This window comes from Geodermatophilus sp. Leaf369 (assembly GCF_001424455.1).
Classification (GTDB): domain Bacteria; phylum Actinomycetota; class Actinomycetes; order Mycobacteriales; family Geodermatophilaceae; genus Klenkia.
Genome location: NZ_LMQA01000004.1, coordinates 90,131 through 112,573, shown reverse-complemented (window position 1 = coordinate 112,573; position 22,443 = coordinate 90,131). Strand labels below are relative to the sequence as shown.

27 protein-coding genes and 1 riboswitch are annotated in these 22,443 nt (G+C 74.4%); of the genes, 18 read left to right on the top strand and 9 right to left on the bottom strand.

Annotated features, from left to right (window positions below; translation table 11 throughout):
- The first annotated feature begins 9 nt into the window (after positions 1-9).
- Positions 10-1,287, top strand: coding sequence for an aromatic acid/H+ symport family MFS transporter (locus tag ASG36_RS16925; RefSeq protein WP_055766632.1), 1,278 nt, complete (start codon positions 10-12; stop codon positions 1,285-1,287).
- Positions 1,288-1,422: 135 nt separating this feature from the next.
- Positions 1,423-2,355 (top strand): DUF559 domain-containing protein, encoded by a 933-nt coding sequence (locus tag ASG36_RS16920; RefSeq protein WP_157498897.1) that lies wholly within the window; start codon positions 1,423-1,425, stop codon positions 2,353-2,355.
- 58 nt (positions 2,356-2,413) lie between these two features.
- On the opposite strand, the gene ASG36_RS16915 is transcribed toward ASG36_RS16920, so the two are convergent.
- Entirely contained in the window at positions 2,414-3,340 is a 927-nt protein-coding gene (locus ASG36_RS16915; protein ID WP_200944539.1) for a proteasome assembly chaperone family protein, read from the bottom strand.
- Between the two features lie 138 nt (positions 3,341-3,478).
- On the opposite strand from ASG36_RS16915, the gene ASG36_RS16910 reads away from it, so the two are divergent.
- Complete coding sequence (locus ASG36_RS16910; RefSeq protein ID WP_055766626.1) at positions 3,479-3,739, top strand: DUF3253 domain-containing protein; 261 nt, start codon at positions 3,479-3,481, stop codon at positions 3,737-3,739.
- 6 nt (positions 3,740-3,745) lie between these two features.
- Here the strand turns inward: ASG36_RS16910 and ASG36_RS16905 are convergent, their stop codons facing one another.
- Positions 3,746-5,074, bottom strand: a complete 1,329-nt coding sequence (locus tag ASG36_RS16905; protein ID WP_157498895.1) for an AI-2E family transporter — start codon at positions 5,072-5,074, stop codon at positions 3,746-3,748.
- 109 nt (positions 5,075-5,183) lie between these two features.
- Here ASG36_RS16905 and ASG36_RS16900 point away from each other — a divergent pair, with 109 nt between their 5' ends.
- The 3 genes from ASG36_RS16900 to ASG36_RS16890 all read left to right on the top strand — a co-directional run bounded on the left by ASG36_RS16900 (position 5,184) and on the right by ASG36_RS16890 (position 6,860).
- A complete protein-coding gene (locus ASG36_RS16900) occupies positions 5,184-5,651 on the top strand; it encodes a PPOX class F420-dependent oxidoreductase (RefSeq protein WP_055766622.1) in 468 nt (155 codons plus the stop codon).
- A gap of 64 nt (positions 5,652-5,715) precedes the next feature.
- Entirely contained in the window at positions 5,716-6,309 is a 594-nt protein-coding gene (locus ASG36_RS16895; RefSeq protein ID WP_055766619.1) for a hypothetical protein, read from the top strand.
- The gene (locus ASG36_RS16890) at positions 6,306-6,860 is read left to right on the top strand and encodes a hypothetical protein (protein WP_055766616.1); all 555 of its coding nucleotides are present in this window, start codon (positions 6,306-6,308) and stop codon (positions 6,858-6,860) included. Before ASG36_RS16895 ends, ASG36_RS16890 begins: the two co-directional genes overlap by 4 nt.
- A gap of 68 nt (positions 6,861-6,928) precedes the next feature.
- Here ASG36_RS16890 and ASG36_RS16885 read toward each other — a convergent pair whose 3' ends face one another.
- Positions 6,929-8,479, bottom strand: coding sequence for a UDP-N-acetylglucosamine 1-carboxyvinyltransferase (locus ASG36_RS16885; RefSeq protein WP_055766614.1), 1,551 nt, complete (start codon positions 8,477-8,479; stop codon positions 6,929-6,931).
- A gap of 100 nt (positions 8,480-8,579) precedes the next feature.
- Here ASG36_RS16885 and ASG36_RS16880 point away from each other — a divergent pair, with 100 nt between their 5' ends.
- The 5 genes from ASG36_RS16880 to ASG36_RS16860 are packed head-to-tail and all read left to right on the top strand — an operon-like array spanning position 8,580 to position 11,594.
- On the top strand, positions 8,580-9,119 hold the full coding sequence (locus ASG36_RS16880; RefSeq protein WP_055766611.1) for a hypothetical protein: 540 nt from the start codon (positions 8,580-8,582) through the stop codon (positions 9,117-9,119).
- 38 nt (positions 9,120-9,157) lie between these two features.
- The gene (locus ASG36_RS16875; protein ID WP_055766609.1) at positions 9,158-9,910 is read left to right on the top strand and encodes a dienelactone hydrolase family protein; all 753 of its coding nucleotides are present in this window, start codon (positions 9,158-9,160) and stop codon (positions 9,908-9,910) included.
- The gene (locus ASG36_RS16870; RefSeq protein ID WP_235495159.1) at positions 9,865-10,722 is read left to right on the top strand and encodes a pentapeptide repeat-containing protein; all 858 of its coding nucleotides are present in this window, start codon (positions 9,865-9,867) and stop codon (positions 10,720-10,722) included. Before ASG36_RS16875 ends, ASG36_RS16870 begins: the two co-directional genes overlap by 46 nt.
- A gap of 9 nt (positions 10,723-10,731) precedes the next feature.
- Positions 10,732-11,133 carry an ankyrin repeat domain-containing protein gene (locus tag ASG36_RS16865; RefSeq protein ID WP_200944538.1) on the top strand — a complete coding sequence of 134 codons (402 nt, stop codon included), beginning with the start codon at positions 10,732-10,734 and terminating at the stop codon, positions 11,131-11,133.
- Positions 11,130-11,594 carry a hypothetical protein gene (locus tag ASG36_RS16860; protein WP_055766603.1) on the top strand — a complete coding sequence of 155 codons (465 nt, stop codon included), beginning with the start codon at positions 11,130-11,132 and terminating at the stop codon, positions 11,592-11,594. The genes ASG36_RS16865 and ASG36_RS16860 overlap by 4 nt, the downstream gene beginning before the upstream one ends.
- Position 11,595: 1 nt before the next feature.
- Here ASG36_RS16860 and ASG36_RS16855 read toward each other — a convergent pair whose 3' ends face one another.
- Together ASG36_RS16855 and ASG36_RS16850 are read right to left on the bottom strand one after the other, a co-directional pair.
- Positions 11,596-12,030: a hypothetical protein gene (locus tag ASG36_RS16855; RefSeq protein ID WP_055766600.1), complete on the bottom strand. Its 435-nt coding sequence runs from the start codon at positions 12,028-12,030 to the stop codon at positions 11,596-11,598.
- Positions 12,027-12,245 (bottom strand): hypothetical protein, encoded by a 219-nt coding sequence (locus tag ASG36_RS16850; RefSeq protein WP_055766597.1) that lies wholly within the window; start codon positions 12,243-12,245, stop codon positions 12,027-12,029. The genes ASG36_RS16855 and ASG36_RS16850 overlap by 4 nt, the downstream gene beginning before the upstream one ends.
- Positions 12,246-12,392: 147 nt before the next feature.
- Here ASG36_RS16850 and ASG36_RS16845 point away from each other — a divergent pair, with 147 nt between their 5' ends.
- The 7 genes from ASG36_RS16845 to ASG36_RS16815 all read left to right on the top strand — a co-directional run bounded on the left by ASG36_RS16845 (position 12,393) and on the right by ASG36_RS16815 (position 17,480).
- Positions 12,393-12,626: an RGCVC family protein gene (locus ASG36_RS16845; RefSeq protein WP_055766594.1), complete on the top strand. Its 234-nt coding sequence runs from the start codon at positions 12,393-12,395 to the stop codon at positions 12,624-12,626.
- Between the two features lie 59 nt (positions 12,627-12,685).
- Entirely contained in the window at positions 12,686-13,987 is a 1,302-nt protein-coding gene (locus ASG36_RS16840) for a nitrate/nitrite transporter (RefSeq protein ID WP_157498893.1), read from the top strand.
- Positions 13,984-14,628, top strand: coding sequence for a methyltransferase (locus ASG36_RS16835; RefSeq protein ID WP_055766588.1), 645 nt, complete (start codon positions 13,984-13,986; stop codon positions 14,626-14,628). The genes ASG36_RS16840 and ASG36_RS16835 overlap by 4 nt, the downstream gene beginning before the upstream one ends.
- A 138-nt stretch (positions 14,629-14,766) precedes the next feature.
- Positions 14,767-14,932: riboswitch (cyclic di-AMP (ydaO/yuaA leader) on the top strand.
- Between the two features lie 18 nt (positions 14,933-14,950).
- Positions 14,951-15,745 (top strand): transglycosylase SLT domain-containing protein, encoded by a 795-nt coding sequence (locus ASG36_RS16830; RefSeq protein WP_055766585.1) that lies wholly within the window; start codon positions 14,951-14,953, stop codon positions 15,743-15,745.
- A gap of 45 nt (positions 15,746-15,790) precedes the next feature.
- Positions 15,791-16,345, top strand: coding sequence for a type 1 glutamine amidotransferase domain-containing protein (locus tag ASG36_RS16825; RefSeq protein WP_055766582.1), 555 nt, complete (start codon positions 15,791-15,793; stop codon positions 16,343-16,345).
- A gap of 134 nt (positions 16,346-16,479) precedes the next feature.
- Positions 16,480-17,079: a YceI family protein gene (locus ASG36_RS16820; RefSeq protein ID WP_055766579.1), complete on the top strand. Its 600-nt coding sequence runs from the start codon at positions 16,480-16,482 to the stop codon at positions 17,077-17,079.
- Positions 17,080-17,246: 167 nt separating this feature from the next.
- Positions 17,247-17,480: a hypothetical protein gene (locus ASG36_RS16815; protein ID WP_055766576.1), complete on the top strand. Its 234-nt coding sequence runs from the start codon at positions 17,247-17,249 to the stop codon at positions 17,478-17,480.
- Between the two features lie 58 nt (positions 17,481-17,538).
- On the opposite strand, the gene ASG36_RS16810 is transcribed toward ASG36_RS16815, so the two are convergent.
- The 4 genes from ASG36_RS16810 to ASG36_RS16795 form a co-directional block, all read right to left on the bottom strand.
- A complete protein-coding gene (locus ASG36_RS16810) occupies positions 17,539-18,684 on the bottom strand; it encodes an acyl-CoA dehydrogenase family protein (RefSeq protein ID WP_055766574.1) in 1,146 nt (381 codons plus the stop codon).
- A 6-nt stretch (positions 18,685-18,690) separates the two neighbouring features.
- On the bottom strand, positions 18,691-19,869 hold the full coding sequence (locus ASG36_RS16805; protein WP_055766571.1) for an acyl-CoA dehydrogenase family protein: 1,179 nt from the start codon (positions 19,867-19,869) through the stop codon (positions 18,691-18,693).
- A 134-nt stretch (positions 19,870-20,003) separates the two neighbouring features.
- Positions 20,004-20,792 carry an SDR family NAD(P)-dependent oxidoreductase gene (locus ASG36_RS16800; protein WP_055766567.1) on the bottom strand — a complete coding sequence of 263 codons (789 nt, stop codon included), beginning with the start codon at positions 20,790-20,792 and terminating at the stop codon, positions 20,004-20,006.
- On the bottom strand, positions 20,792-22,426 hold the full coding sequence (locus ASG36_RS16795; RefSeq protein WP_082523234.1) for an amidase family protein: 1,635 nt from the start codon (positions 22,424-22,426) through the stop codon (positions 20,792-20,794). The genes ASG36_RS16800 and ASG36_RS16795 overlap by 1 nt, the downstream gene beginning before the upstream one ends.
- Positions 22,427-22,443: the final 17 nt, after the last annotated feature.

Below are 22,443 nucleotides of genomic sequence, written 5' to 3'. Positions count from 1 at the left end.
GGAGGCCCCGTGTCCCGCACCGCCCCCACCGCACCTCCCGCCACGGCCCGGGCCGCGGGCTGGGTCGCCCCGCTGTGCTGGGTCGCCGTCCTGCTCGACGGGTTCGACCTGGTCGTCGTGGGCACCGTGATCCCCACGCTGCTCACCCCCGACGGGTTCTCCCTGTCCGGGTCCGGCGCCACCGCGGTGGTCACGATCGGCCTGGTCGGCATGACGATCGGCGCGCTCACCATCGGCGCGCTGACCGACGTGATCGGCCGGCGCAAGGCGCTGATCGGCGCCGTCGTCGCCTTCTCTCTGCTGACCCTGGCCTGCGCCGCGGCCCCGAACGCGTGGGTGTTCGGCGGCCTGCGGTTCCTGGCCGGCATCGGGCTGGGCGGGTGCCTGCCCACGGCGATCGCGCTGGTCAACGAGTTCAGCAAGCGGGCCGGCCGGGCCACCACCACGGTGATGACCGGCTACCACGTCGGCGCCGTGGCCACCGCCGCGCTGGCCATCGTGGTGATCGAGCCGCTGGGCTGGCGGTGGATGTTCGTCATCGGTTCCCTGCCCGCGCTGGTGCTCGTCCCGCTCATGCTCAAGCACCTGCCGGAGTCCCCGGGCTACCTGGTCGCACACGGCCGCCGGGCCGAGGCCGAGCAGATCGCCACCGCCTACGGCCTCACCCTGGAGCCCGCCGACGCCGCGCCGGAGCCGACGACCGCGGCCACCACGATCCGGGTGCTCTTCAGCCCGACGTACCTGCGGACGACGATCGCCATCGGCGTCACCTCGTTCATGGGCCTGCTGCTGGTCTACGGGCTCAACAGCTGGCTGCCGACGATCATGCGCGAGGCCGGCTACGACCTGGGCGCGGCCCTGGCGTTCCTGCTGGCCCTCAACGTGGGCGCCGTGGTCGGCCTGCTCGTCGCCGGACAGGTCGCCGACCGGGTCGGGGCCCGCAAGGCCGGGATCGCCTGGTTCGCCGCCGGCGCGGTGTTCCTGGCGCTGCTGTCGATCCGGCTGCCGCTGGTGGGCATCTACGCGATGGTCTTCCTGACCGGCTGCTTCGTGTTCAGCGCCCAGGTGCTGGTGTACGCGTTCACCTCGTCGAACCACCCGCCGCACGTCCGGGCCACCGCGCTGGGCTGGTCGGCCGGTGTGGGCCGCGTGGGGGCGATCTCCGGGCCGCTGCTCACCGGCGGCCTGGTCACCGCCGGCATCGCCTTCCCCTGGGGCTTCTACCTCTTCGCCGTCGTCGGCGCCCTGGGCGCGCTCGCCTTCGCGGTGACCCGCACCCGCGTCTGACCCGCGCGCCGCGGTTGCGCCTGAGGCGGCCAGAGCGCGGCGGGTTCTGGCCGTCTGGGGCGCAACCGGGCGCGGCCGTCCACAGGGTGGTGGCACCCGCCTCCACCGGTGGCCCCACTGCGGCAGGCTGCCCGGGTGCACGACCTCGACCTCCTCCTGCCGCGAGGCGTCCTGGGCCGCACGGACCTCGCCGAGCTCACCAGCGAGCGCAGCGTGCGCCGGTGGCTGGGCGCGGGAGACCTGGTGGAGGTCCACCCCGGTGTCGTCGTACGGCCGCAGCGGGCCCCCGAGTGGGACGTCCGGGCGCACGCCGCACTCACCTGGACCGGCGGCGCCCTCAGCCACGGCTCGGCGCTGATCGCCCACGGGCTGCTGTCCAGGGACACGGCCCCGCTGCACGTCCTCGTGAACATCGAGCAGACACCCCGGGGCGCCTCCCGGGTCGTCGTCCACCGCACCTCGGGCCGGCTCCGTCTGGCCGCCGCGCACGGCCTCCTGGTCACCGCCGTGGCCACGAGCCTGGTCGACGCCTGGGCCTGGGCACACGCACCCGGCTGGAACCCACGCGCAGTCCGGGACGTGGCCGCCGTCCGGCAGGCGGTCATCGCGGCGGTCCGCGAGCGGCGCGTGACGACCGACGAGGTACGGACCGCCTCCGCGGTGCACGGCCGGCATCCGGGCGTCCGGGCCCTGGAGGCGCTGCTGGACCTCGTGGAGCGGGGGTGTCAGAGCGAGCTCGAGGTGTTCGGTCTCCTGCACGTGCTGCAGCTCCCGGGGCTTCCCGGGTGCGTGCACCAGCACCGGGTGAGGCTGCCGGACGGCCGACGGGTGTTCCTCGACGCCGCCTGGCCGGCTGCGCGGGTGGTGGTCGAGATGGACGGGCACCGCTTCCACAGCAGTCGTCAGGACCGCGAGCGGGACATGCGGCGGGACGCGGGTCTCTCCGTCCTCGGGTGGGTGGTGCTGCGCTACAGCTACGAGCGCATGACGCAGGACCCCGGTGGCTGCCGCCGCGAGATCGCCGCCGTCGTGGCTCGCCGCCTGCACGAGCGCGGAGTCGCTGGTTGAGCCCCAGGCGGCCAGGAGAAAGCGTGTTCTGGCCGCCTCGAGCGCAACCGGCGCACCGTCAGTCCTTGCGGCGGTCCTGCTCGGCCAGGAAGGCCTCGATCTGGTCGCCGAGCTCCTCGCCGCTGGGCATCTCGCCGGAGGCGCTCAGGAGGCCGGTGCCCTCGCGGGCGGCGGTGAAGTCGTCGTACTGGGTCTCCAGCTGCGCGACGACGGCGGTGTTCTCGGTGGAGCGGCCGATCTGGGCGTCGATCTCCGTGCGGTTGGCCTCGGCGGCCTCGCGGAGGGTCTCGGTGGGCACGTGCAGGCCGGTGAGGGTCTCCAGGTGCTCCAGCAGGGTCAGCGACGCCGCCGGGAAGGTGGCCTGCGAGAGGTAGTGCGGCACGTGGGCGGCGATGCCCAGGGCGTCGACCCCGGCCTCGCCCGCGCGCAGCTCCAGCAGGGCGCCGGCGCTGCCCGGGATGCGCATCTCTCCCCAGTAGACCGGGTAGCTCTCGATCAGCTCGCGCCGCGTGGCGTGCGCGGTGACGGTGACCGGGCGGGTGTGCGGCACCGGCATCGGGATCGCCTGCAGCATCACCATCCGGGTCACCCCGAGCCGCTCCACCAGACCGAGCACCGAGCGGGTGAACCGCTCCCAGGCGAAGTCGGGCTCGGTGCCGTGGAGCAGCAGGAACGGGGTGCCGCCGTCGTCCTCGACCGCGTAGAGGGTGATCTCCGGAGCGGCGAAGCTCTCGTAGCGGTCGCCGGAGAAGGTGATCCGCGGCCGGTGGCCGCGGTAGTCGACCAGCGCGTCGGCGTCGAAGCGGGCGACCACCTCGTGGCTGAGGCTGGCCAGCAGGTGCGACCCGGCGAGCGCGCTGGCGTGCGCGGCGTCGTACTCGCCGGCCAGGTCGTGCACGAGCACCAGCTCGTCGGCAGCGGTGCGCTCGACGAGGCGGTCGGCCTCGGGGAACACCTCGACGAGGTCCTCGGGGTGCAGCGGCACGGTGGGTCCCTCCTGGGGTCGACGGCGGCCGGGTGGCCCTGTCTCCAGGAGCAGCCCCACGGGGGCCCGCTCCATTCCCGGCCAGACGCCATCGTCCTCCGTTGGCGCGCGGCGCGCCGGAGGTCGACGCTGTCGGGCATGGCAGAGGACGTCGACACGCGGTTGGAGCGGGTCATCGGGGAGCTGCTGGACGCCCGCGCCGCGACGTCGTCCATCTGCCCCTCGGACGCCGCCCGTGCCGTCGGGGACGACGACTGGCGCGACCTCATGCCCGCGGCCCGCGCCGCCGCCGGTCGGCTCGCCGCCGCCGGGGAGGTGGAGGTCACCCAGAAGGGCGTGGTCGTCGACGTGGCGACCGCGCGCGGGCCGGTGCGGGTGCGCCGGCCCCGCGCGGACTGAGCTGCCTCAGCGAGGTGCGGGGTCCTCGACCGGGTCCTTGCTCATGGTGAGCCGGGCACCCTTCTCGTCGCCGACGAGCTCGGGCACCCGGCCCTGCTCGTCGCGCTCGGGGTGTCGACCGTCGAGCTGGTCGCGGCCGTAGCGGTAGAGCACCGCGATCAGCGCGGCCACGGGGACGGAGAGGAACGCGCCGATGATGCCGGCAAGCCCGGTGCCCGCGGTCACGGCGAGGATGACGACGCCGGCGTGCAGCTTGAGGCCCCGGCCCTGCAGGATCGGCTGGAGGACGTTGCCCTCCACCTGCTGCACGACGACCACGATCGCCAGCACCCACAGCGCGGTGCCGAAGCCGTCGCTGACCAGGGCGATGAGGACGGCGAAACCGCCGGCCACGAAGGCACCGATGATCGGGACGAACGCGGCGAAGAAGGTGATGACCACCAGCGGCAGCACCAGCGGGACGCCGAGGACGAGCAGCCCCAGGCCGATGCCGGCGGCGTCGATCAGCCCGACCAGGGCCTGCTGCCGGATGAACTCCGACAGCGTGCGCCAGCTCTGATGGGAGAGCTCGGCGACGTGCGGGGCGGCCTTGGGGCCGGTCTGGGCGGCCATCCACGGCAGGAAGCGCGGGCCGTCCTTGAGGAAGAAGAAGGTCAGCACCAGGGCCAGGACCAGGTTGACCAGGCCGGTGCCGACGGCGCCGACCCCGGTCAGGGCGTACTCGGCGACCGAGCCGGCGCTGGCCTGCAGGCTGTTGATGGCCTGGTCGACGTAGGTGCCGATCTCCTCGGTGCCCAGGTTGAACGGCGGCCCGGTCAGCCAGTCCTGCACGCTCTGCAGGCCGGAGCTGACGCCGTCGGCCAAGTCGTTGACCTGGGCGACCACCGGGGGCGCGATGGCGGCGATGATGCCGATGAACGCGGCCAGGAAGAGCAGCACGGAGGTGAGGGCGGCCAGCGCCGGGGGGAACTTGGCCCGGCGCAGCACCTTGGCCAGCGGCCACATCACCGTGGCGAACAGCAGACCGAGGACGACGGGCAGCAGCACCGAGGACCACAGCACGCCGAGGACGTAGCCGATGACGACCACGGCGCCGGTGATCAGCAGCAGGCGCCAGGAGAAGGTGGCCAGGACGCGGGTGGCGGCGCTGAGCCGGGCGCTGCGCTCGGGGCCCGGGGCCGGGGCGCCGGTCTCCGAGGGCGGCTCGCCGGAGTCGTCGTGGAAGTCCGCCGGGGGCATCTTCGTGGAGCCCGTGCGTTCGACCGTGGCGGCCGCCGTGGCCCCGCTGTCGGATCGGGTGTCGACGCTGTCGTCGTCCTGCTGCGCGTCGGCCATGCCGACATCGGAGCACACCAGAGGCCCGTCCACCCGCTGGACCCCACCCGGTGTGGGGCAGCCGACTGTCGGTGCGGTGTCTGTCGGTGGGCCGTCGTAGCGTCGCGGCATGCCGAAGACCGCCACCGCCGACCGCGTCGACCGCGAGGGCCTCGTCGCCTTCCTCCGTCCCCGTCACAAGGCCCTGCTCGCCACCCGCCGACGCAGCGACGGGGAGCCGCAGATCTCCCCGGTCAGCTGCGGGGTCGACACCGAGGGCCGGATCGTCGTCTCGACGTACCCGCAGCGGGCCAAGAGCGCGAACGCCCGGGCCGACGAGCGGGTGAGCGTCGTGGTGATCTCCGACGACTGGGACGGTCCGTGGGTGCAGGTGGACGGCACCGCCGAGGTGCTCGACCTGCCCGAGTCGGTCGAGCCGCTGGTGGAGTACTTCCGGTCGATCTCGGGGGAGCACCCCGACTGGGACGAGTACCGGGCGGCGATGGTGCGCCAGGGCAAGTCGCTCATCCGGGTCACCCCGGTGCGCTGGGGTCCGATCGCGACCGGTGGGTTCCCGCCCGAGCTGGCCGTCGACTGACCCGTCCGAGACGCGCCAAGGCTCAGTCCTTGCTCTGGGCTGAGCAAGCTGTCACGCTTGCGGGGTGCCCTTCGTGTTGACCGTGGACCAACGGTCCAGCCGCACCGGACCCGACCGGGTCCCCGACGTGCTCGACAGCCTCGCCGGCACCCCGGCGGTGCTCGGCTTCGAGCGCACCGCCGGGGACGAGTTCCAGGGGGTGCTGGACGACGCCGCCGTCGTGGTGGCCGTGCTGGCCCGGTTGGTCCGCGACGGGAACTGGAGCGTCGGGATCGGAGCCGGCCCGGTGCAGACGCCGCTGCCGGACTCCACCCGGGCGGCCACCGGGACGGCGTTCCTCTGCGCCCGGCGGGCCATCGACGCCGCCAAGCAACGCCCTGCCCGGGTCGCGGTGCGCGGGCAGGACACCGAGGCCGCCGCCGACGCCCAGGCCGTGGCGACAGCGCTCACCGTGCTGGTGCAGCGGCGCAGCCCGCAGGCCTGGGAGGCCATCGACCTGGTCGCCGCCGGGCACACCCAGGCCGAGACCGCGCTCCGGCTCGGGGTCAGCCGGCAGGCGGTCGGACAACGGCTGGCCGCCGGGCTGTGGGACGTCGAGCAGGACCTGCACCCGACCCTGGCCCGCCTGCTGGCCCGCGCCGAGGGGGAGGGGCGGTGACGCTGCTCGTCCTGGTGTTCCTCGGCCTGGCCGCCCTGCTGGGCGGGGTGCTGGTGCTCCAGCCCGGCGGTCGCTCCCGCGCGCCGGCCCGGACGGCGAGGGGACGACGCGCCTGGGCCGGTGCGGCAGGACTGCTGGGCCTGCTGGCGGTCGCCGCCGTCCTGGCCTGGTCCGCCGGTCCGGCCGAGGCCGCGGTGGTCGCGGCGGGCACGGTCCTCGCGGTGCTGGCGGCCGGGCTGGGCGGGGGACCGGTGGCCGCCGCCGTCCTCACCGCCGCCGACCCCACCCGCGCCGCAGCCGCCGGCGGGGTGGGCGACCCCGAGGTGCTCCGCGGCGGGGCCTGGATCGGCGTCCTGGAGCGGGTGGCCGTCGCCGGCACCCTGCTCGCCGGCTGGCCCGAGGGGCTCCCCGTCGTGCTGGCCGTGAAGGGCCTGGGCCGCTTCGCCGAGCTGAAGGCCTCGGCCGCCGCCGAGCGCTTCATCATCGGCACCCTGACCAGCGTCCTGTGGTCCGTCGCCTGCGCCGGCGTCGCGGTGCTGCTCAGGGGGTGACGTGCTGGATTGGCCTCGTCTCAGGGTCCCGGGGCGCGCGCAGCGTGTCCTGGGGGGAGACGAGGTCCTTAATGGAAGACCTCGATCTGGGCGCCCATCTCCACCAGCCGCTCGTAAAGGCCCTCGTAGCCGCGGGCGATGATGTCGACGTTGCGCAGCACCGAGTCGCCCTTGGCCGCGAGCATGGCCAGCAGGATGCAGACCGCCGGGCGCAGCGCGGGCGGGCAGACGATCTCCGCCCCCGACCAGCGGGTGGGCCCGGTGACCAGGACGCGGTGCGGGTCCATCAGCCGGACGTCGGCACCCAGCCGGGTGAGGTCGGAGAGGTGGATGGCCCGGTTGTCGTAGACCCAGTCGTGGATCAACGTCCCGCCGGTCGCGGTCGCCGCGATCACGGCGAAGAACGGCAGGTTGTCGATGTTGAGCCCCGGGAAGGGCATCGGGTGCACCTTGTCGATGGGTGCCTTGAGCTCGCTGGGGTGGATGGTGACGTCCACCAGCCGGGTGCGGCCGTTCTCGGCCGGGTACTCCGCGGAGAGGTCGAAGCGCAGCCCCATCTCCTCGAGGATGGCCAGCTCGATCTCCAGGAACTCGATCGGTGCGCGGCACACGGTGAGCTCGGAGCCGGTGACGATGCCGGCGGTGAGCAGGCTCATCGCCTCGACCGGGTCCTCGCTGGGGGTGTAGTCGACGTCGGCGTCGAGCACCGGCCGCCCGTGCACCACCAGGGTGGTGGTGCCGAAGCCGTCGATCTGCACGCCGAGCAGCTCCAGGTACAGGCAGAGGTCCTGGACCATGTAGTTGGAGCTGGCGTTGCGGATGGTGGTCCGGCCGTCGTGCCGGGCGGCGGCCAGCAGCGCGTTCTCGGTCACGGTGTCCCCGCGCTCGGTGAGCACGATGCTGCGGTCGCGGGCCTCGGGCTCGGTGACGGTGGCCTGGTACTCCCCGGCGTGCGCCTCGATCTCCAGGCCGAAGTGCCGCAGCGCGATCATGTGCGGCTCGATCGTGCGGGTGCCCAGGTCGCAGCCGCCGGCGTAGGGCAGCCGGAAGTCGGGCTCCCGGTGGATCAGCGGGCCCAGGAACATGATGATGCTGCGGGTCCGCCGGGCGGCGTCGGCGTCGATCGCGGCCAGGTCCAGCTGCTCCGGGACGACGATGGTCAGGTCGCGGCCGGCCTCGTCCCAGGTGGCGACGACGCCGATGGAGCGCAGCACGTCCAGGATCCGCTCGACCTCGACGATCCGGGCGACGTTGCGCAGCGTCGTCGTCCCCCGGTTGAGCAGCGAGGCGCACAGCAGCGCGACCGCGGCGTTCTTGCTGGACTTCACGGTGACCGAGCCGGCCAGCGGGCGGCCGCCGGAGACCCGCAGGTGGGTGGGGCCGGTGGTGGCGGGGGAGCCGACGGTGATCAGCTCGCTGTCCAGGGCGGCCGACAGGCGGCCGAGCAGCTCCAGGGTGAGGTTCTGGTTGCCCTGCTCGATCCGGGCGATCGCACTCTGGCTGGTGCCCAGGCGCTCGCCGAGCTGGCTCTGGGTGAGACCGTGGTGGCGGCGGGCGTCGCGGACCAGGGTGCCGATCTGGCGCAGGGACTGACCGGTGGCTTCTTCGGTGAGCGTCATCGCCCGCGACGGTATCTCACAGGTGAGATGGAGCCGTGGCACCGGAGCCGCGACATGATGTGTCCCGTCCGATCCCGCACCGCCACCCCGAGGAGCTCCTGTGCCCCAGTCCAGCGGAGCCGTGCGCGACGTCGAACTGCTCGGCGTCTACTGCAACGACCACCTCGCCGCCGCGGCCGGGGGCATCGAGCTGGTGGAGCGGATGATCGGCGTGCACGCGGGCACGGTGTACGAGCAGCGACTGCACCGGCTGCGGGGCGAGCTGCTGGAGGAGCGCACCGGGCTGACCGCCATGATGCGCGCGCTGGGGCTCCCGGTCCGCCGGTTCAAGCCGGTCGCGGTGTGGGTGGGCGAGAAGCTGTCCCGGCTCAAGCCCAACGGGCGGTTCCTCCGGCGGTCCCCGCTGTCGTCCGTGGTCGAGTTCGAGTTCCTCAGCGGCGCGGTGCTGCTCAAGCGGGCCGGCTTCGAGACCCTGCTCGGACTGGCGGCCGAGGACCCGCGGCTGGACCGGGCCCTGCTCGACGACCTCATCCGGCAGGCCGACCGGCAGCACCGGTGGCTGGCCGACGCCCGTCGCGAGGTCGCCGCGGCCGCGCTGGGTGGCCGCGCCGAGTCCTCCGACGACTCCTCAGCCACCTGACCCGGGTGGGGCCGGACGCACCGGGGTAGACAGCACCCATGTGCCACGACCACGACAGCCGCCCGCCGTCCCCTCCCCGCACCGGCGACGTCGCCGAGCGCGGCACGCTGACCCTCACCGCCGCCGACGGCACCGACCTCTCGGCCGCCTACGCCGCCCCGGCGGCCACCCCGCGGGTGGGGGTGGTCGTGCTGCCCGACGTCCGGGGCCTGCACCCCTACTACGTGGCGCTGGCCGAGCGGCTGGCCGAGGCCGGGCTGGCCGCGGTCGCCGTCGACTGGTTCGGCCGGACGGCGGGGGTCGCTGCCCAGGGCACCCGGGAGGACGACTTCGACTGGCAGAGCCACGTCCCGCAGACCACCGAGGAGGGTGTCGACGCCGACACCGCAGCCGCGATCGCGTACCTGCGCTCCCGCACCAGCCCGGACCTGCCGGTGGTCACCGTCGGGTTCTGCTTCGGCGGCAGCCAGTCCTGGCGGCAGTCCGGCGGCACGCTGGACCTGGCCGGGTGCGTGGGGTTCTACGGGCAGCCGGGCCGCGTCGGTGACGCCGCCGACCGGGCCGCCAAGCCCACGGTGATGCTCATCGCCGGCGACGACCAGGCCACCCCGGTCGCCGACCAGCAGGCCCTGGCCGACCGGATGCGCGCGGCCGGCGCCGAGGTCGACGCCGTGGTCTACGACGGCGCGCCGCACTCGTTCTTCGACCGCGGCCACGACGAGTGGGCCGCGGCCTGCGCCGACGCGTGGGAGCACCTGCTGGCCCTCACCGACCGGGTGGCCGCCCGCTGAGCACGGACCAGGGCACGGACCTCCGCGCGGACTGCACCCGCTGCGCCGCGCTGTGCTGCGTCGTCCCGGCCTTCTCCCGGGGCGCGGACTTCGCGATCAGCAAGCGCGCCGAGACCCCGTGCCCGAACCTGGCCGCCGACGACCGCTGCGGGGTGCACGACCGGCTGCGTCCGCTGGGGTTCCCCGGCTGCGTGGTCTACGACTGCTTCGGCGCCGGCCAGCACACCACCCAGGTGCTGTTCCCGGGTCTGGACCGCCGGGACGCCGGGCAACTGCACCAGGTCGCCACGGTCTTCCCCGTCGTCCGGGCGCTGCACGAGCTGCGCTGGCTGCTCACCGCGGCCCGGGCGCTCGACCTGCCCGCGGACCTGCGGGCCGAGGTGGCCGACGCCGACGAACGGGTGGCCGCGCTCACCCGCCGGACGCCGGAGGAGCTGCGCGGGCTGTCCGTCGACGCGGAGCGGGCCGCGGTCAACCCGTTGCTGACCCGGGCGAGCACGCACGCCCGGCGGTCGGTGCGTCGACCGCGGGACCTGCGGGGTGCGGACCTGGCGGGGGCGACGTTGGCCGGTGCCGACCTGCGCGGGGCCTCCTTGCGTGGCGCGGTGCTGCTGGGCGCGGACCTGCGCAGGGCCGACCTCCGGCTGGCCGACGTCACCGGGGCCGACACCCGCGGGGCGGACCTGTCCGGGGCCGACCTGCGCGGCACGCTGTTCCTCACCGGTGCGCAGCTGGAGGCGGCCCGGGGCGACGCCGGCACCCGGTTGGGGTCCGACGTCGTCCGGCCCGCGCACTGGGTGCGGCCTGCCTAGGCTGAACCGGTGAGCGAGCCGAACCCCGCACCGGTGGACGACGACGTCATCGAGCTCGCCGGCCGGGTGTTCGACCTGGCCCGGGAGGGCGCCACCGACGAGCTGGCGCAGTACCTCGACGCCGGGGTCCCGGCCGACCTGACGAACGCCAAGGGCGACACCCTGCTGGTCCTGGCCGCCTACCAGGGCCGGGCCGACACCGTGGCGATGCTCCTGGCGCACGGGGCCGACCACGCCCGGGTCAACGACCGGGGCCAGACGGCGCTGGCCGCCGCGGTGTTCAAGCAGTCCGCCGACACCGTCCGGGCGCTGCTCGACGGGGGTGCCGACCCCGACCACGGCCGGCCCAGCGCCCGGGCCACCGCCGAGTTCTTCGACCTCCCGGCGATGACGGAGCTGCTCGGCCGATGAGGCTCACCAGCTGGGACGGCGCCTGGGTGGACCTGCGGGTGCTCCGCCGGCAGACCCTCGAGCTGCGCGCCGTCGAGCTGGACCGGCCCGACTGGTCGGAGACCTGGCTGCTGGTCCGCGGCGAGGTGCACACCGCGGAGGGACGGCACTGGGTCTTCCGCGAGCCGTGCCTGACCCCGTGGGACGCCCAGCGCACCGGGTCCTGGCTGCGCACGGTGGCCGAGGCGCCGGGACCGCTGCTGGGGGACGGGCTGGTCTTCCGCGAGCCGTCGCTGTCGTTCGTGCTCGACGCCGCCCGGGACGACCGTCGCCTGCTGCGGGTGCACCTGGCCGGGGCGGCGGCGTGGACCGACCCGGTGTCGGGAGCCCCGCTGGGCGGCGGCGTGCCCCTCGACGTCGACGTCGCGGGGCTGGTGACCGCCGCCCGGGAGTGGGACGAGGACCTCGAGCGGACCGGCTGAGTCAGCGGCGGCGGAGCGCCCGGACCACCAGCAGGGCCGCCACGGCGACCAGGACCGGCCGCCACGGGAACGGCTCGGATGCCAGGGTGCCGACGAGCACGCGGGGGGACCCGAGCCGGACCCCCGCCGAACCGGTCAGGGTGCGCCCCACCGGGGACGACACACCGCGACCGAGTTCGGCGACTCGGCCCTGCGGCCCGGTGACGTCCAGGTGCAGGCCGTGGGCGGCGAGCAGGTCACCGAGCTCGCCGACCGCCCGCGGACCGCTGCTCACGGTGACCCCGGCCGGCCAGGGCACGCTCGTCGCCGAGCGCCACAGACCCACCGGGTCCGAGGACGTCAGCGTCAGGTCGGTGCCGTCCCCGGTCAGCCGGGCGGACTGCCCGTCGACGGAGAGGGCGAGGTCGGCCCGGACGACGAGCGGGCCGACGGTCATCCCTGGGAGACGCCCTCGGCGGTGGTGATGCGCAGCGTGCCGTTGAGCTTCCAGGTCGCCCGGGGGGCGTCGGCGCCGATCTCGCGGGGCACCTCGACGGTCATGTCGACGAACTCGTAGTTGATGGCGGCGCCCTTGCCGGTGAGGTAGGACCACATCTCCTTGCCCAGGTCGGCGAAGGTGCGGGTCTCGGTGGTGTCGCTCGGAGTGGTCATGTCGGGGGACTGTCCGCGGGCGCCTCGTCTGAAACGTCGTTTACGCAGGCAGTCGTAGATCACCCGGGCTCGCGTAGCGTGGGCGGTTCCCCAGGTCGGGGAGAGCTCACCACCGCGCCGCACGTCGGCGCAGTCAGGTCGTCCGCGTTGACCGAGACCACCACCACGAGCACCGACGAGACCGCTCCCGTCGTCCAGGCCGCCCAGCACGCGCCCTCGACCAAGACCTCCCGCGAGGGGGACGCAGCCGTCGAGGAGGTCTGCCCGGTCTGCCCGCACCCGATGGCCCAGCACGACCGCATCTCCCGGCGGTTCTGCGCCGCGACCGCCGAGCAGGTCGCCGCCGGCCACCAGACCAACCCCGGCTGCAGCTGCCCCTGACCCGGCCGGGACACGCCGGGCGCGGGGTGCCGGGAGGCGCACGGGTGTAGACCCTGCACGTGAACTCCCGCCGCGCGTACACCGTCTGGGTCGTCGGCCTGGCCGCGTACGCGGTGGCCGTCTTCCACCGCGGGTCCCTCGGCGTCACCGCCGTCGACGCCCAGGAGCGGTTCTCCGCCGGCGCCTCGGCGGTCAGCCTCTTCCTCGTCCTGCAGCTCGTGGTCTACGCCGGCCTGCAGGTGCCGGTGGGCATCGCACTGGACCGCTTCGGCTCGAGGGCGCTGGTCGCCACCGGCGCGCTCACCATGGCCGCGGGTCAGGTGCTGCTCGCCGTGGCCACCGACGTGCCCACCGCCGTCGTCGCCCGGGTGCTGGTCGGCGCCGGGGACGCGATGACCTTCATCAGCGTGCTGCGGGTCGTCACGCTCTGGTTCTCCGGGCCCAGCGTCCCGGTCGTCACCCAGCTCACCGGCATCCTCGGCCAGGTCGGCCAGATCGCGGCGGCCTACCCGCTGGTGCTGGCCCTGCACCACACCTCGTGGACGACGACGTTCCTGGGCGCCGGGGCGGTAGGGGTGCTGATGGCCGTGCTCGTCGTGGTCTTCCTGAAGGACTCCCCGCCCGGCACACCGGTGGCCCCGGTCGCGGGCTGGTCGGAGATCCGCGCCAACGTGGCCGGCGCCTGGAAGGAGTCCGGCACGCAGATCGGGCTCTACACCCACCTGGTCACCCAGTTCTCCGGCACCGTCTTCGCGCTGCTGTGGGGCTACCCGTTCCTGGTGTTGGGGCAGGGCCTGTCCACCGGCACCGCCGCCGGGCTGCTGACCCTGCTCGTCGTGGTCGGGATGGGCGTGGGACCGCTGCTGGGCAAGCTCTGCGGGCGGTGGCCCCTGCGCCGCTCGGTGCTGGTCTTCGGGATCGCCGGGGCCACGATCACCGCCTGGACGGTGGTGCTGCTGTGGCCCGGTCGTGCCCCGCTGTGGCTGCTGGTGGTGCTCGTCGTCGTGCTGGCCTCCAACGGCCCGGGCTCGATGATCGGCTTCGACTACGCCCGCACCTGGAACCCGGTGCACCGCCTCGGCAGCGCCAGCGGGGTGGTGAACATCGGCGGGTTCGCGGCCTCGCTGCTGACCGTGCTCGCCGTCGGTGCCGTGCTGGACGCCCAGACCCCGGGCGCGTCGACCGCCTACGACCTGGGGGCGTTCAAGGCCGCGTTCGGCGTCCAGTACCTGTTCTGGGCGATCGGCCTGGCCGGGGTGCGGCGGCACCGGCGGCGGCTGCGCGACCGGCTGGCCTCCGACGGCGTCGTGCTCACCCCGCTCTACACCGCGATGCGCAGCCGGGTGGGACGTCGGTCGTGACCGTCGCCCCGGACTTCTTCACCCGGCACACCCGCCTGGAGCGGCCGCCGCTGGTGCCCGAGGTCGCCCTGCACCTGGCCGGCGACGTGGCCGCGCTCTGGCAGGCGATGGAGGACGAGGCCGCCGCCGGGGGCGTGGGCCCGGGGCAGGCGTCGCCGTTCTGGGCCGCCGCCTGGGTCGGCGGGCAGGGGCTGGCCCGGCACGTGCTCGACCACCCGGAGCTGGTGGCCGGACGCACCGTGCTGGACCTCGGCGCCGGCAGCGGGCTCGTGGGCATCGCGGCGGCCCTGGCCGGTGCCACCCGGGTGCTGGCCAGCGACGTCGACCCGTACGCCGTTGCGGTGATGGACCTCAACGCCGCGGCCAACGGGGTGACCGTGCTCGAGCCGGTGGGCGACGTGCTGGACGCCGACCTGCCCGAGGTCGACGTGGTGCTGGCCGGGGACGTCTTCTACGACCTGACGATGGCCGACCGGGTGCGGCCCTGGCTGTTCACCGCCTGGGTGCGGGGCGCGACGGTGCTGGTCGGTGATCCCGGCCGCAGCCAGCTGCCCAGCGGGCTGGTCGAGGTGGCCGGGTACGACGTCGTCGACAGCGGTGTGGACGGCGCCCGCCGGACGACGGTGGGGCGACTGCCCTGAGCGACCGGCCGACGACCCCGGGTCGGGGATCGCGGCACCAGATGTGTGAAACCGGACGCCCCTGCTTGTCAGCAGTCGACATGTCCGCTTAGCGTGGCGCCGTCCGTGCGGATGACCGCTCCCCAGCCGGGGAGACCCCGCCGGACGCCGCCGAGTCGCCAGCACCACCCAGATCCACCCAGGCGAACCGGGGACCCACCGAACCACTGGGGTGAATCACCCCTGGCTGCACGCGGGCCGGGGGAGTAGGGCGTCTTCCCGCCCGAACCCGTCAGCTGACCCGGTAGGCGGCCAGACGGAAGAACGGACACGTCCCACCCGCATGAGCGCTCGTCACACCGCACTGCCTGCTGCCCCCGCCACGGAGACCCCGGCTCCCGAGTCGGCCGCCGACACCGTCGCCGCCGTCGCGTCCGGTCGGCACCGCCGTCCCCCGGCCCGTCGCCCCGCCCTGTACCTGGCCGCGGTCGCCGTCGGCGCCGTGCTGGTCAACGTGGCCCTGGGCACCGGACCGGGCACCGCCCAGGCCGAGCCCTCCGCGGCCGCCTCGCAGGCGGTGAGCGTGGCCGACCAGCTCGGGCTGACCGCCGCCGACGCGTCCCCGGCCGACCTCGGCACCCACCTCGGCGAGCTGGAGTCCAGCCGGGCGCAGCGCGAGGCCGACGAGGCCACCGCCGCCCAGGCGCAGGCCGCGGCCGACCAGGCCGAGCTCGACGCCCAGGCAGCCGCTGCCGCCGCCCAGGCCGCGGCCGAGGCCCAGGCCGCCGCGCAGGCGCAGGCTGCCGCGGAGGCCGCCGCGGCAGCCGAGGCCGCCGCAGCGCAGACCCCCAGCAACTTCCACGACTACGCCCTCGCCGCCCTCGGTGGCGACGCCTCGCAGTTCTCCTGCCTGGAGAACCTGTGGGGCAAGGAGTCGGGCTGGAACCCGAACGCGCAGAACCCGTCGTCGACGGCCTACGGCATCGCCCAGTTCCTCAACTCGACCTGGGCGCTGACCGGGATCGCCAAGACCTCCGACGGGTTCCGGCAGATCGACGCCGGGCTCATCTACATCGACCGGGTCTACGGCTCCCCGTGCTCGGCGTGGGCGCACTCGCAGGCCAACAACTGGTACTGAGCGTTCCGCGTTTCCGACCCCGGTCGGCCCGGGAACGACCGGGGCATGGCTGAACTGACCGGCAAGACCATCGCCGTGCTCGCCGCCCAGGGCGTCGAGCGCGTCGAGCTCGAGGAGCCCCGCGCCGCCCTGCAGGCCGCGGGTGCCACCACCCACCTGATCTCCGTGCCGGACGGCGTCGAGGACGGCGCCATCCCCTCCATGGACGGCGACATCCACCCGGCGAGCACGCACCCCGTCGACCACCTGGTCGCCGACGTGTCCGCCGCCGACTACGACGGCCTGCTGCTCCCTGGCGGCGTGGTCAACCCCGACACCCTGCGCCAGGACGAGGACGCCCTCGCCTTCGTGAAGGCCTTCTTCGACGCCGGCAAGCCCGTGGCCGCCATCTGCCACGCCCCCTGGACGCTGCTGGAGGCCGGGGTGCTCGAGGGCCGCACGCTCACCTCGTTCCCCAGCATCCGGGGCGACCTGCGTCGCGGCGGGGCCACCGTCGTCGACGAGGAGGTCGCCCGGGACGGGAACCTGGTGACCAGCCGCAACCCCGACGACATCCCGGCGTTCAACGCCGCGATCGTGGAGCTCTACGCCGGCAGCTGACCCCACCCCCTCGACGGACCCCCACCACCACAGGTGGGGGTCCGTCGCCGTGTGTGGGACTACCCGCCTGGTCACGGCGGCGAGTCACCCGTCAGACTGCTGCCGTTGTACATCTCCTGGGAGGACGGTCGACCGTGGCCAAGCACCGCGCGAGCCAAGGCGCCGCGACCGACTTCGACGACGCCACCACCGCCCTGACCGACGTCACCGGCGACTACACCGTCGACGCCGCGCACACCCGGATCGGCTTCCGGGCCCGGCACGCGATGGTCACCACCGTGCGCGGCACGTTCGGCGAGTTCGAGGGCACCGCGCACCTGGACACCGCGCGACCCGAGGCGAGCCGGGTCGAGCTGCGGATGGACGCCGGCAGCCTGGACACCGGCCAGCCCGACCGGGACGCGCACCTGCGCTCGGCGGACTTCCTCGACGTCGAGCAGTTCCCCGAGGTCACGTTCGTCTCCACCGCCGTCGAGCAGCTCGAGGCCGACGTGTACGAGGTCACCGGGGACCTGACGATCAAGGGGCGCACCCGCGAGGTGTCGGTGGAGTTCACCCTCACCGGTTCGGCCCAGGACCCCTTCGGCAACGTCCGGGTGGGCTTCGAGGGCGCGCTGGCGGTCAAGCGCAGCGACTGGGGCCTGGTGTGGAACGCGGCTCTGGAGACCGGTGGGGTGCTGGTCAGCGACCGCATCCAGATCGAGTTCGACGTCTCGGTCATCAAGGCCGGCTGACCGCTCGCCCCCGGGGCGTACCGTCGGGTCGTCTCGGTCTCCCCGGGTGTCGGCCCCCCGGTCGCGCCGGACCGCTGCGGTCAGGCCGGTCCACCATGCGCCCCACCCCACCACCCTCACCGGGTCTGGATCCCGAGGTCGGGCTCCCGGTCGTCCCGCAGGTCCCCTTGCCGCTGACCGACGGTGGCGGCGACCGGCTGGTGGTCACCACCCCGGCGGCGGCGGTCACCCGCCCGTCGGCCGTCCTGCTGGCTGCCCGGCAGCTGCTGGAGGAGGCCGACCCGCACGCCCGGCGGCGGACCGGCAGCGACCGGGCCCGCGCGTTGCGCCGCCGGCAGGACCTCCGCGGCCTGGTGGTCGAGCGCCGGGCGCAGCGCGACGCCGTCCGTCCCTGCGCCTGAGACGCCGACGGCCCCCGACGCGGGCTGCGTCGGGGGCCGTCGGGTCCGGCTCAGTGCGTCACGGCACGGCCTCGACCGTGTCGTAGGAACCGACGCGGCCGGCCAGCCGGGCGCGGGCCCAGTCGCCGTCACCCAGCAGGTGGTCGATGGCGGTCAGCCGCGAGGTGTAGTGCCCGACCTTGTACTCGGCGGTGACGCCGATCCCGCCGTGCAGCTGGATGGCCTCCTTGCCGATGTGCCGGCCCGCGCGGCTGGTCTGCAGCCGGGCCCGGTCGGCGGCGGCCACCACGTCGTCGGCGGTGGAGCCCTCGGCGTCGAGCACCATGGTCGCCCACAGCGCGGTGCTGCGGACCAGCTCAAGGGTCACGTACATGTCCGCGGCGCGGAACGTCAGGGCCTGGAACTTGTTCAGCGAGACCCCGAACTGCTTGCGGGTGCGCAGGTACTCCGCGGTGGTGGTCAGGGCGGTGTCCATCGCCCCGACCGCCTCGTGGGCGTAGGCCACGGTCGCCCGGGCCAACGCCTGCTCGACGTCGGCGGTGCGGTCGGCGTCGGAGTCGCCCAGCAGCTGGGCGGGCGTGCCGTCGAAGACCACCCGGGCGGCCCGGCCCACGTCGTGGGTGCGGTACCCGGTGCGGGTCAGCCCGGTGGCGTCGCCCTGCACCAGGAACAGCCGGGTGCCGCCGTCCACGGCCGCGGAGACGACCAGGACGTCGGCGCGGGCGCCGTGCTGCACGGGCTCCTTGACCCCGGTGAGGGTCCAGGAGCCACCATCGGCGGTCGCGGTGACCCCGGCGGCCGAGGGCGTCCAGCGCGCGGTGGGCTCGGCGAGGGCCGCGGCCAGCACGCTGCTGCCCTCGGCCAGCGGGCCGAGCACGGCTGCGCGCTGCTCCGCGGTGCCCACGGCGGCGACGAGACCACCGGCGAGCACGACGGACTCGACGAAGGGCTCCGGGGCGAGCACCCGGCCGATCTCGGTGGCCACGATCGCCACCTCGGCCTGACCGGCGCCCATGCCGCCGTCCTCCTCGGCGAAGGGCAGGCCGAGCACGCCCATCTCGGCGAGCTGGGCCCAGGTCTTCTCGTCGAAGCCGGGCTCCTCGCGGGTGACCGAGCGGCGCTGGTCCCCGCCGTAGGCCCGCATCAGCAGGCCGGCGACGGCCTCGCGCAGGGCGTTCTGTTCGTTGTCGAAGGTGAAGTCCACGTCAGGTCACAACCCCAGGATCGAGCCGGCGATGATGGTGCGCTGCACTTCGTTGCTGCCCCCGTAGATGGAGACCTTGCGGTAGTTCAGGTACTCCGGGGTGGCCACCCGGGCCCACTCGGGGACGTCGGTGTCCGCGTCGTCGGCGAAGGACGCCAGCGACAGCGGGCCGGCGATGTCGACCACCAGCTCGGTGGCCGCCTGCTGCAGCTCCGAGCCGCGCAGCTTGAGCACCGAGGACGCCGGATGCGGCTTGCCGTCGGTGGAGTTGGCCACCACGCGCAGCGCGGTGAGCTCCAGGGCGAGCAGGTCGTTCTCCAGCTCGGCGATGCGGGCGGCCATGGTCGGCTCCTCCAGCAGCGGCCGGCCGTTGACGGTGATCGAGCGGGCGTGTGCCTTGGCGTCGACGATCATCCGCTTGGTGGCCCCGACCCGGGCGATGCCCACGCGCTCGTTGCCCAGCAGGAACTTGGCGTAGTCCCAGCCGCGGTTCTCCTCACCGATCAGGTTCTCCGCAGGCACCCGGACGTCTTCGAAGAAGACCTCGTTGACCTCGAAGCCGCCGTCGAGCAGCTCGATCGGGCGCAGCGTGACCCCGGGGGTGTCCATCGGGAAGACCAGCAGCGAGATGCCGCGCTGCTTCTTCTCCGCACCCGGGTCGGTGCGGCACAGGCAGAAGATCCAGTCGGCGTACTGGCCCAGCGTCGTCCAGGTCTTCTGGCCGTTGACCACCCAGTCCTCGCCGTCGCGGACGGCGGTGGTGCGCAGGCTGGCCAGGTCGGAGCCGGCGTCCGGCTCGGAGAAGCCCTGGCACCACCAGATGTCGAGGTTGGCGGTCTTGGGCAGGAAGCGCTCCTTCTGCTCCTGGTTGCCGAACGCCGCGATGACCGGGCCGATCATCGAGGCGTTGAACGCCAGCGGCTCGGGGACGGCGGCCAGCTGCATCTCCTCGCGCCAGATGTGGCGCTGCAGCGGGGTCCAGTCCCGGCCGCCCCACTCGACGGGCCAGTGCGGGACGGCGAGACCGGCGGCGTTGAGCACGCGCTGGGCCTCGACGTACTGCTCCTTGGAGACGTCGCGGTGGGCGGCGACGTCGTCCCGGATGGACTTCGGGAACTGGGTGGTGAAGAACGTGCGCATCTCGTCCCGGAACGCCTGGTCCTCGGGCGACAGGTGCAACTGCATGGACGACCCTCTTCTCTTCCCCGGCGGCGACCGTGCCGCCGGTTGCGTCGGGACCGACGATCCCACATGTTGCTACTGGCCAGTAACCCCGGTGGACCGGTGAGTCCGCGCCCCGACGAGAAAGGCGCTCCTCGTCAGTAGTGGACGACGCCGCGGGCGCCGCCGCCGACGGCGATCGCGTCGCCGGTGACGGCGACGCTGCGGGGGGAGCAGAGGAAGGCGACGACGTCGGCGACCTCCTCGGCGGTGACCAGCCGGCCGATCCGGGTGTCGGCGGCCATGGCGGTGAGCGCCTGCTCGACGGTGGTGCCGTCGGCCTCGGCGCGGGCCTGCGCCACGCCCGCGGTGCGTTCGGTGACCGTCGTCCCGGGGTGCACCACCGTGACGTTGACCCCCGATCGGCCCAGCTCCTCGGCCAGGTTCGCGGTCATCGCGGCCACCGCCACGTTGCGCACGGTGCCCACCAGCGACCCGGTGCGCCGGGCGTTGAGCCCGCTCACGTTGACGATCCGGCCCCAGCCCTGCGCGGTCATGTGCGGGGCGACGGCACGGGCGCAGCGCAGGTAGCCCAGCACCTTGGTCTCCACCTCCACCCGCAGCGCGTCGTCGGTGAGGTCGGCCAGCGACGGGGTGGGCCCGGAGCTGGCCGGCCGGGCGGCGGCGTTGACCAGCACGTCCACCCCGCCCCAGGCACCCACCACGGTGTCCACCGCGGCCCGCACGGCGGCGTCGTCGGTGGTGTCGGCCGGGACGACGAGTGCGCCCGGACCGATCTCGGCGGCAACCGCCTCCAGCGCCGACCGGTCCCGGGCCAGCAGCGCGACCTGCGCGCCCTCCTCGGCCAGCCGCAGCGCGACCGCCCGGCCGATGCCCCGGCCGGCGCCGGTGACCAGCGTCCGCTTCCCGGTCAGCTGCAGGTCCATCAGGCACCCACCGTCGGCAGGAAGCCCGGGGCCCGGCGGGCCTGGGCGGCGTCCTCGAAGTCGGCGGCGACGTCGAGCAGGTCGGCGTCGGCCCAGCCGGTGCCGGTGAAGCTGACCCCGACCGGGAGGGCGCCCTGCGGACCGGCGAACCCGGCGGGCACGGACACCGACGGGTAGCCGGCCACCGCGGCCGGGCCCGAGGAGCTGTAGAGGAAGTCGTCGGCGACGCCGTCGACGGACAGGTAGCGGGTGAGCCAGGCCGGGGTGTTGGTCAGCGCGACGACCGCGGTCAGGTCGTCCTCGGCCCCGGCGCCCTGGGCGAGCGTCTCGTCGATCGACCGCTGCGCGAGGGCGCGGATGGTCTCCCGGGTGGCGGTCGCGTCCGGGGCGTCGATCGCCCCGACGAGGAGCTCCTGGCCGAAGTAGGCCAGCTCCACCGGGTCGTCGGCGTTCTCCGCGACCAGGCCGGCCAGGTCGTCGGGGACGTCGCCGTCGGTGGCCTCGAGGTAGGCGGTGAGGTCGCGGTCGAACTCGGCCAGCAGCGCCGGGGTCTCACCCGCGCCGAACTCCTCGGTGTAGGGCAGCTCGACGGGCACCGTGGTGGCGCCGGCGGCCTCCAGGGTGGCCACGGTGTCGGTGAGCACCTGCAGGGTCGCGGCGTCCACGCCGGAGTCCGCGGCCGGGGACCACACCCCGATCCGGGCGCCCTGCAGCGCGTCGAGGTCCAGGTCGGTGAACGCGGTGTCCACGTCGTCGGGGGCGAGCCCGGTGGCGGCGTCCTCGTCGTCCGCGCCGGCGACCACCGACAGCAGGATCGCGGCGTCCACGGTGTGCCGGGCCATCGGTCCGGCGGTGTCCTGCTCGGCGCTGATCGGCACGATGCCGGTGCGGCTGATTTGGCCCAGCGTCGGCTTGAGCCCCACGACGCCGTTGGCCCCGGCCGGGCAGACGATCGAGCCGTCGGTCTCGGTGCCGATCGCCACCTGGGCGAACGAGGCGGACACCCCGGCGCCGGAGCCGGACGACGAGCCGCACGGGTTGCGGTCCAGGACGTACGGGTTCGCGGTCTGCCCACCCACCCCAGACCAGCCACTGGTGCTGCCGTCGCCGCGGAAGTTGGCCCACTCGGACAGGTTGGCCTTGCCGATCACGATCGCCCCGGCCTCCAGCAGTCGGGTGGTGATCGTGGCGTCGTCGGGCTCGGAGCCCACCAGCAGCCGGGAGCCCGCGGTGGTCGGCAGGTCGGCGGTGTCCACGTTGTCCTTGAGCAGCACCGGGATGCCCTCGAGCTCGCTGCGCGCCCCGCCGTCGGCCCGGGCGTCGTCGCTGGCCTGCGCGTCGGGCAGCGCCTGCGTGTTCAGGGTGAGCACGGCGCCGACCTCGTCGTCGTGCTCGGCGATCCGGTCCAGGTACGCCTGGGTGAGCTGGACGGCGGTCAGCTCGCCGCCGTCCATCATCGCCTGCAGGTCGGGGATGGTGAGCGCGTCCAGGTCCAGGGAGTCCAGCGGGGAGCCGGCCTCCCGACCGGCCGCAGCGGGTTCGGTGCCCCCACCCCCTCCCGACGTGCAGCCGGTGAGCAACAGCGCGCCGGCGGCCACACCGGCGAGCAGGACACGGTTCGGCGAGGAGCGCATGCCCCACGCTAGGAGCG

Excerpts from the sequence above, each read along its gene's own strand:
- ASG36_RS16860 (WP_055766603.1), top strand. The coding sequence starts at position 11,130 with ATGAGGCTCACCAGCTGGGACGGCGCCTGGGTGGACCTGCGGGTGCTC.
- ASG36_RS16805 (WP_055766571.1), bottom strand. The coding sequence starts at position 19,869 with ATGCAGTTGCACCTGTCGCCCGAGGACCAGGCGTTCCGGGACGAGATG.
- ASG36_RS16855 (WP_055766600.1), bottom strand. The coding sequence starts at position 12,030 with ATGACCGTCGGCCCGCTCGTCGTCCGGGCCGACCTCGCCCTCTCCGTC.
- ASG36_RS16795 (WP_082523234.1), bottom strand. The coding sequence starts at position 22,426 with ATGCGCTCCTCGCCGAACCGTGTCCTGCTCGCCGGTGTGGCCGCCGGC.
- ASG36_RS16825 (WP_055766582.1), top strand. The coding sequence starts at position 15,791 with ATGGCTGAACTGACCGGCAAGACCATCGCCGTGCTCGCCGCCCAGGGC.
- ASG36_RS16830 (WP_055766585.1), top strand. The coding sequence starts at position 14,951 with ATGAGCGCTCGTCACACCGCACTGCCTGCTGCCCCCGCCACGGAGACC.
- ASG36_RS16905 (WP_157498895.1), bottom strand. The coding sequence starts at position 5,074 with ATGGCCGACGCGCAGCAGGACGACGACAGCGTCGACACCCGATCCGAC.
- ASG36_RS16800 (WP_055766567.1), bottom strand. The coding sequence starts at position 20,792 with ATGGACCTGCAGCTGACCGGGAAGCGGACGCTGGTCACCGGCGCCGGC.
- ASG36_RS16900 (WP_055766622.1), top strand. The coding sequence starts at position 5,184 with ATGCCGAAGACCGCCACCGCCGACCGCGTCGACCGCGAGGGCCTCGTC.
- ASG36_RS16850 (WP_055766597.1), bottom strand. The coding sequence starts at position 12,245 with ATGACCACTCCGAGCGACACCACCGAGACCCGCACCTTCGCCGACCTG.
- ASG36_RS16910 (WP_055766626.1), top strand. The coding sequence starts at position 3,479 with ATGGCAGAGGACGTCGACACGCGGTTGGAGCGGGTCATCGGGGAGCTG.
- ASG36_RS16885 (WP_055766614.1), bottom strand. The coding sequence starts at position 8,479 with ATGACGCTCACCGAAGAAGCCACCGGTCAGTCCCTGCGCCAGATCGGC.
- ASG36_RS16875 (WP_055766609.1), top strand. The coding sequence starts at position 9,158 with ATGTGCCACGACCACGACAGCCGCCCGCCGTCCCCTCCCCGCACCGGC.